Source organism: Variovorax ginsengisoli (genome assembly GCF_030811835.1).
In the GTDB taxonomy this organism is placed as follows: Bacteria; Pseudomonadota; Gammaproteobacteria; order Burkholderiales; family Burkholderiaceae_C; genus Variovorax; species Variovorax ginsengisoli_C.
On sequence record NZ_JAUSRO010000016.1, the window covers coordinates 164,828 to 171,906 of the forward strand.

The 7,079-nt window shown below is 57.4% G+C and carries 8 protein-coding genes; all 8 read left to right on the forward strand.

The features are described 5' to 3' along the window. The first annotated feature begins 2 nt into the window (after positions 1–2). Positions 3–1,139 carry a glycosyltransferase family 4 protein gene (locus J2W36_RS22300; RefSeq protein ID WP_307691965.1) on the forward strand — a complete coding sequence of 379 codons (1,137 nt, stop codon included), beginning with the start codon at positions 3–5 and terminating at the stop codon, positions 1,137–1,139. Next, complete coding sequence (locus J2W36_RS22305) at positions 1,123–2,196, forward strand: glycoside hydrolase family 99-like domain-containing protein (protein WP_307691966.1); 1,074 nt, start codon at positions 1,123–1,125, stop codon at positions 2,194–2,196. Before J2W36_RS22300 ends, J2W36_RS22305 begins: the two co-directional genes overlap by 17 nt. 34 nt (positions 2,197–2,230) lie before the next feature. Then, positions 2,231–3,340, forward strand: coding sequence for a dTDP-glucose 4,6-dehydratase (gene rfbB, locus J2W36_RS22310; RefSeq protein ID WP_307691967.1), 1,110 nt, complete (start codon positions 2,231–2,233; stop codon positions 3,338–3,340). After that, positions 3,337–4,227, forward strand: a complete 891-nt coding sequence (gene rfbD, locus J2W36_RS22315) for a dTDP-4-dehydrorhamnose reductase (protein WP_307691968.1) — start codon at positions 3,337–3,339, stop codon at positions 4,225–4,227. The genes rfbB and rfbD overlap by 4 nt, the downstream gene beginning before the upstream one ends. 26 nt (positions 4,228–4,253) lie before the next feature. Further along, positions 4,254–5,141 carry a glucose-1-phosphate thymidylyltransferase RfbA gene (gene rfbA / locus J2W36_RS22320; protein ID WP_307691969.1) on the forward strand — a complete coding sequence of 296 codons (888 nt, stop codon included), beginning with the start codon at positions 4,254–4,256 and terminating at the stop codon, positions 5,139–5,141. Further along, the gene (gene rfbC / locus J2W36_RS22325) at positions 5,138–5,686 is read left to right on the forward strand and encodes a dTDP-4-dehydrorhamnose 3,5-epimerase (RefSeq protein ID WP_307691970.1); all 549 of its coding nucleotides are present in this window, start codon (positions 5,138–5,140) and stop codon (positions 5,684–5,686) included. Before rfbA ends, rfbC begins: the two co-directional genes overlap by 4 nt. After that, the gene (locus J2W36_RS22330; RefSeq protein ID WP_307691971.1) at positions 5,683–6,798 is read left to right on the forward strand and encodes a DUF1972 domain-containing protein; all 1,116 of its coding nucleotides are present in this window, start codon (positions 5,683–5,685) and stop codon (positions 6,796–6,798) included. Before rfbC ends, J2W36_RS22330 begins: the two co-directional genes overlap by 4 nt. Positions 6,799–6,884: 86 nt before the next feature. Further along, positions 6,885–7,079 (forward strand): sugar phosphate nucleotidyltransferase (locus J2W36_RS22335; protein ID WP_307691972.1); only part of this gene is annotated, 195 nt, incomplete at its 3' end.

Here is a 7,079-nt window from a genome sequence, read left to right on the forward strand (position 1 = left end):
AAATGCTGAAAAAATTCTCCGTAGGTGTTGATTTTCATACTTTTGATGGAATTTATCAGGGTTCAAGGAGTTACTTGCTTGGAATTTATTCGCAGGCAATAATGTTGGCGCCGCAAATTCGCTTTGTATTTTTTTTGGCAAATCCTAAGGAATTGATAGATAAGTATCCTGTCTTTGCTGCGAGTAACGTAGATTTGGTTTATATGAAGCCGATGTCGGGCATATTTCGTCTTTTTTTTCAGTTGCCTTTTTTGCGGCTGAAGCATGGCTGCGACATTCTTCATGTTCAATATAGGGCGTCGCCACTGTCTTTCGGACTGACTGCCTGCACTATTCATGACGTTCTTGTGGAAACTCATCGTGAGTTTTTTCCTGGTGCCTTCAGGGCTATTGCCTCGCTTTCCTTTCGCCTTTCTGCGCGTGTTTCGAATTTGCTTTTTACCGTTAGCGAATATTCAAAAAGCGAGATTTGTAAGATCTATGGGGTGGCTCCCAGTCGCGTTCTCGTAACACATAATGGGGTCGGATCGTACAAGGCAATTTCTAAAGACGATGTTCTATCCGTTTTGAGTAAGTATGAGCTCATTCCAAAAAAATATTGGCTTATTGTTGGAAGGTTGGAGCCACGTAAAAACCATTTAAATTTGATTCGGGCTTGGTTCTCCGCCAATTCTTCTTATGATCTAGTGGTGGTCGGGCAGCGTGACTTTTCCTTTGCTTCTATTTTTGAAGAGGTTGTTAAGCTGGGTTGTGAGTCGAGAGTGAAGTTTTTTGATTCCGTTTCTGATTTTGAGCTGCCGGCATTTTATTCGGGCGCTTTTGCGTTTGTTTACCCATCTTTTGCTGAGGGATTCGGCATGCCAATACTTGAGGCCATGGCTTATGGGGTGCCCGTAATTTCATCTAATACTACTTCGATGCCGGAAGTGGGAGGGGACGCTGCGTTCTATGTGGATCCTAATTCTGTTGAGGATATCGCAAATACCATGAAATCTTTAGAGGGTGGAGTGTTGAATGGTGCTTCGGCCGTTGAAAAAGGCTATGACCGACTTCTAAAATTTAACTGGGGTGATTCAGCTCGAGTATTGGTCGACGGATATGAGGATTTGATGGGGAGGGGCCATGATTTTTCTAAATAAAAAGATCTTTTCATTCCTATTTTTATTTTGTTTTTTTGCTGGTTTTTCGTTTGCTAAAGATTACAGCGTAGGTGTTTACTATTATCCGGGGTGGAAGGATGTTCCGGCTGATGGTCAGGCAGATCCATGGAAAAGAATTAAGCGAGCAGGGATCGAGCCGTTGCTAGGATTTTATCCTGAAGGCGACGACAAAGTTGTCGACACACAGATGCGATGGATGGCCAAATACGGTATCGATTATGTTATTTATGATTGGTATTGGCGTGCAGGCAAGGGTGTGAAGCTTTCTCATGCTATTGATGCTTACGGTCGATTGCCTGATCGGCATGGTGTTAGGTTTTCGATAATGTGGGCTAATCATTCTGATGAACCTAGTAGTTTGGCCGATTTTGATGAGATGGTTAAGTATTGGGTTGATAAATACTTTCTGGATGAAAGTTATTTAAAAAATAATGGTATGCCAGTTGTTTTTGTTTTTGATCCAAAGCGGCTGGAGAAAAACTCTGCACTTTTTGGCTCTAATACCGAAGAGCTTTTTCGTAGAGCTCAAAGTTATGTAAAAACCCGCGGGTTGCCGGGCATCTACTTTGTTGGTGGCTCGCAGGCTATTAATTTCGACGTTAAGAAGCTTCTTCCTACTGCGGGGTATTCTGCGATTAGTGCATACAATTATCATGTTGGCTATTCTGGAGAGATGGACCGAAGCAGAAGATTTTCGAGGTCCTATTCGGAATTGACGGATGGTTACATGCAGAGCTGGCGTTGGATATTGGAGAATTCTTCATTGCCTTACTTTCTTCCCCTCAGCTCTGGTTGGGACAAGCGTCCGTGGGGTGGGAGTACTGACCCGTTACACGATCTTTCAATTAGTGATGCGGCGGAGTTCAAAGCTCATTTGCAGAAGGGAAAAGATATGCTAAACAAATACAACGGAAAGTCGGATGGGGTTGTTATATGCTGCTGGAATGAATATGGTGAGGGCTCATATATTGAGCCAACTAAAAAATACGGTTTCCAATATTTGGAAGCCGTTCGAGATATTTTTGGAAATAAATGAAAATTGACGTATATTTATTTTTTGGAAAAGTAAAATGATCCTCGTCACCGGAGGCGCCGGCTTTATCGGCGCCAATTTCGTCCTCGACTGGCTGGCCCAGGGCACCGCAGGCTCTGCCGAGGCGGTCGTCAACCTCGACAAACTCACCTACGCCGGCAACCTGGAGACGCTGTCCTCGCTGCAGGGCAATGCATCGCACGTCTTCGTGCAGGGCGACATCGGCGACAGCGCCCTGGTCTCGCGCCTGCTGGCCGAGCACAAGCCCCGCGCCGTGGTCAACTTCGCCGCCGAATCGCACGTGGACCGCTCCATCCACGGCCCCGAGGACTTCGTGCAGACCAACGTGCTGGGCACCTTCCGCCTGCTCGAATCCGTGCGCGGCTACTGGAACACCCTGCCGGCCGACGAGAAGGCCGCCTTTCGCTTCCTGCACGTCTCCACCGACGAGGTGTATGGCAGCCTGTCGGCCACCGACCCCGCCTTCACCGAAGACAACAAGTACGAGCCCAACAGCCCGTATTCGGCCAGCAAGGCCGCCAGCGACCACCTCGTGCGCGCCTGGCACCACACCTACGGCCTGCCGGTGGTCACCACCAACTGCTCGAACAACTACGGCCCGTACCACTTCCCCGAGAAGCTCATCCCGCTGATGATCGTCAACGCCCTGGCCGGCAAGAACCTGCCCGTGTACGGCGACGGCATGCAGGTGCGCGACTGGCTCTACGTCAAGGACCACTGCAGCGCCATCCGCCGCGTGCTCGCCGACGGCAAGCTCGGCGAAACCTACAACGTGGGCGGCTGGAACGAGAAGCCCAACATCGAGATCGTCAACACCGTGTGCGCGCTGCTCGACGAGCTGCGCCCCAAGGCCGACGGCAAGAGCTACCGCGAGCAGATCAGCTACGTCACCGACCGCCCCGGCCACGACCGGCGCTACGCCATCGACGCACGCAAGCTCGAGCGCGAGCTCGGCTGGAAGCCCGCGGAGACCTTCGACAGCGGCATCCGCAAGACCGTCGAGTGGTACCTGGCCAACGCCCAGTGGGTGAGCAACGTGCAAAGCGGTGCGTACCGCGAATGGGTCGAGAAGCAGTACGACGCCGAATCGACTGAACCTGCCGGCACCGCCAAGGCCCCCGCATGAAATTCCTCCTGCTTGGCAAGGGCGGGCAGGTGGGTTGGGAATTGCAACGCAGCCTCGCCCCGCTGGGTGAGCTGGTTGCGCTCGACTTCGACAGCACCGACTACGCCGCCGACTTCAGCCGCCCCGAGCAACTGGCCGACACCGTCCTGAAGATCCGCCCGGACGTCATCGTCAATGCCGCGGCCCACACCGCCGTGGACAAAGCCGAGAGCGAAGTGGAGTTTGCGCGCAAGCTCAACGCCACCTCGCCCGGCGTCGTCGCCCAGGCCGCCCAGCAGATCGGCGCGCTCATGGTGCATTACTCCACCGACTACGTCTTCGACGGCAGCGGCAGCACGCCCTGGCGTGAAGACGACGCCACCGGCCCGCTGAGCGTGTACGGCGCCACCAAGCTCGAAGGCGAGCAGCTGGTCGCCCAGCACTGCGCACGGCACCTGATCCTGCGCACCAGCTGGGTCTACGCCGCACGCGGGGGCAACTTCGCCAAGACCATGCTGCGCCTGGCCAAGGAGCGCGAGCGCCTGACCGTCATCGACGACCAGTTCGGCGCGCCCACCGGCGCCGAGCTGCTGGCCGACGTCACCGCCCACGCCATCCGCGCCACCCTGGTCGACCCGGCCAAGGCCGGCCTGTACCACCTGGTCGCCGGTGGCGAGACCACCTGGCACGGCTATGCCCGCTTCGTGCTCGAACAGGCGAAGGCCGCCGGCGTCGAACTGAAGGCCGGCCCCGAAGCCGTCGACCCCGTGCCCACCAGCGCCTTCCCCACGCCGGCGAAACGCCCGCAGAACTCGCGCCTGAACACCCAGAAGCTGCAAGACACCTTCGGCCTCACGCTGCCGCACTGGCAGGCCGGCGTCGCCCGCATGCTGCGCGAAACCCTCTGAATTCCAAACTTCGAACCGAACCCGTCATGACCCAACGCAAAGGCATCATCCTCGCCGGCGGCTCCGGCACGCGGCTGCACCCGGCCACCCTGGCCCTGAGCAAGCAGCTGCTGCCCGTGTACGACAAGCCGATGATCTACTACCCCCTGAGCACCCTCATGCTCGGCGGCATCCGCGACATCCTGATCATCAGCACCCCGCAGGACACTCCGCGCTTCCAGCAGCTCCTGGGCGACGGCAGCCAGTGGGGCATCAACCTGCAATACGCCGTGCAGCCGAGCCCCGACGGCCTGGCGCAGGCCTTCCTGATCGGTGAAGACTTCCTGGCCGGCGCCCCCAGCGCGCTGGTGCTGGGCGACAACATCTTCTACGGCCACGACTTCCAGACCCTGCTGGGCGGCGCCGACGCCAAGACCAGCGGCGCCACCGTCTTCGCGTACCACGTGAACGACCCCGAGCGCTACGGCGTGGTCGCCTTCGACGCCCAGGGCAAGGCCAGCAGCATTGAAGAAAAGCCCGCCCAGCCCAAGAGCAGCTACGCCGTCACCGGCCTGTACTTCTACGACAACCAGGTCGTGGACATCGCCAAGGCCGTCAAGCCCAGCCCGCGCGGCGAGCTGGAGATCACGGCAGTCAACCAGGCCTACCTGGACCAAGGCCAGCTCAACGTGCAGATCATGCAGCGCGGCTACGCCTGGCTGGACACCGGCACGCACGACAGCCTGCTCGAAGCCGGGCAGTTCATCGCCACGCTGGAGCACCGCCAGGGCCTGAAGATCGCCTGCCCCGAAGAGATCGCCTGGCGCGCGGGCTTCATCGACAGCGCCCAGCTGCAGAAGCTGGCCGCACCGCTGCAGAAGAACGGCTACGGCAAGTACCTGAACCACCTGCTGGCCGAAGGAGTGCACAAGTGAAGGCCACCCCCACGGCGATCCCCGAGGTGATCGTGATCGAACCCAAGGTGTTCGGTGACGCGCGCGGCTTCTTCTTCGAGAGCTTCAACGGCAAGGCCTTCGACGATGCGGTGGGCCGGCATGTGGAGTTCGTGCAGGACAACCACAGCCGCAGCGGCAAGGGCGTGCTGCGCGGGCTGCACTACCAGATCCAGCAGCCGCAGGGCAAGCTGGTGCGGGTGACGCGCGGCGCGGTGTTCGACGTGGCGGTGGACATCCGTAAATCGTCACCGACCTTCGGCAAATGGGTGGGCGTGGAGCTCAACGAAGACAACCACAAGCAACTGTGGGTGCCGCCGGGCTTCGCGCACGGCTTCGTGGTGCTCAGCGAGACGGCGGACTTCCTGTACAAGACGACCGATTACTACGCGCCGCAGTATGAGCGGTCGATTCTTTGGGATGACGCGGATATTGGGGTTGAGTGGCCGGACATTGGGATGGCGCCGAAGTTGTCTGCCAAAGACGCAGTCGGCCAGCAACTCAGCACAGCAGAGGTCTTCTCTTGAGCCAGAAAAAACTGATCATTCTCGGCACGCGCGGCGTACCTGCGCAGCACGGCGGCTTCGAAACCTTTGCTGAAAAGCTGTCGGTTTACTTGGTCGCCCAAGGCTGGGAAGTGGTCGTTTATTGCCAGGAAGACGGCGCAGGCCCGGTGTTCGAAAGCGTGTGGGAAGGCGTAAAGCGCGTTCATATTCCCGTGGCGCGCGAAGGCTCTGCCGGCTCCGTCATCTTCGATTGGCACGCCGCCTGGCATGCCAGCAAGCAAACCGGCTTGATCCTGACCCTCGGCTACAACACGGCCATCTTCAACATCATCCAGCGCGTCAAAGGCCAGGTGAATGTCATCAACATGGATGGCATTGAATGGAAGCGCGACAAGTGGAGTGGCGTGGCCAAGGCGTGGTTCTGGCTGAACGAACGGGCGGGCTGTTATGTAGGCAACCACTTGGTCGCCGATCACCCCGCCATCAAGGCACACCTTGCAACGCGGGTGCGTGAATCGAAGATCACCACCATTCCCTATGGTGGCGATGAAGTAACCACCGCCGACGTGTCAAAGCTGGAGAAGTACGGCCTGCAACCCGGCCAGTTCTCGGTGATCATTGCGCGCCCGGAACCAGAGAACTCTTTCCTGGAAATGGTGACGGCGTTCTCCGCCAAACCGCGGGCGCACAAGCTGGTGGTGCTGGGTAAATTCGACGCAGAGAACAATGCCTATCACCGTGCAGTGATCAAGGCCGGTGGCCCGGATGTCATCTTTCCAGGCGCCATCTACGACAAGGCTGTGGTGGGTGCGCTGCGGTTTTACAGCCGCTTCTATCTGCATGGGCACACTGTGGGGGGGACAAATCCGTCGTTGGTCGAAGCGATGGGCGCGGGATGCGCTGTGATCGCGCATGACAACCAGTTCAATCGCTGGGTGGCAGGTAAGTCGGCCGCTTACTTCAAGAACCAGCAGGAGTGCGAAGCGCTCTTCGATCAGCTACTGAATGATGACGGAAAGCTTCAGCTCATGAAGAATGGAAGCGCCAGTCGTTTTCACGAGCGGTTTACGTGGACACGGGTGCTTGGGGAGTATGAGGAGATGCTTATGAGCTGGCAGAGCCGAGTTAAATAACCAATTGCTTCTCAGCCAGCTTGCAGCGACTTACGACGTGCTTGCCAGCTTTTTTTCGATTCGCCTCCGGCACTCACAACTGCACCATGACCACCTCATCCATTCATCCCGTCGTCCTGTGCGGCGGCAGCGGCACCCGTCTGTGGCCTCTGTCGCGCAAGGCCTTGCCCAAGCAGTTCGCGCCATTGATCGACGGCAAGAGCCTGTTGCAGCTCACGCTCGAACGCCTGAGCGTGCTCAACAAGAACGTCACCTGCATCGCCTCGGAAGACCATCGCTTC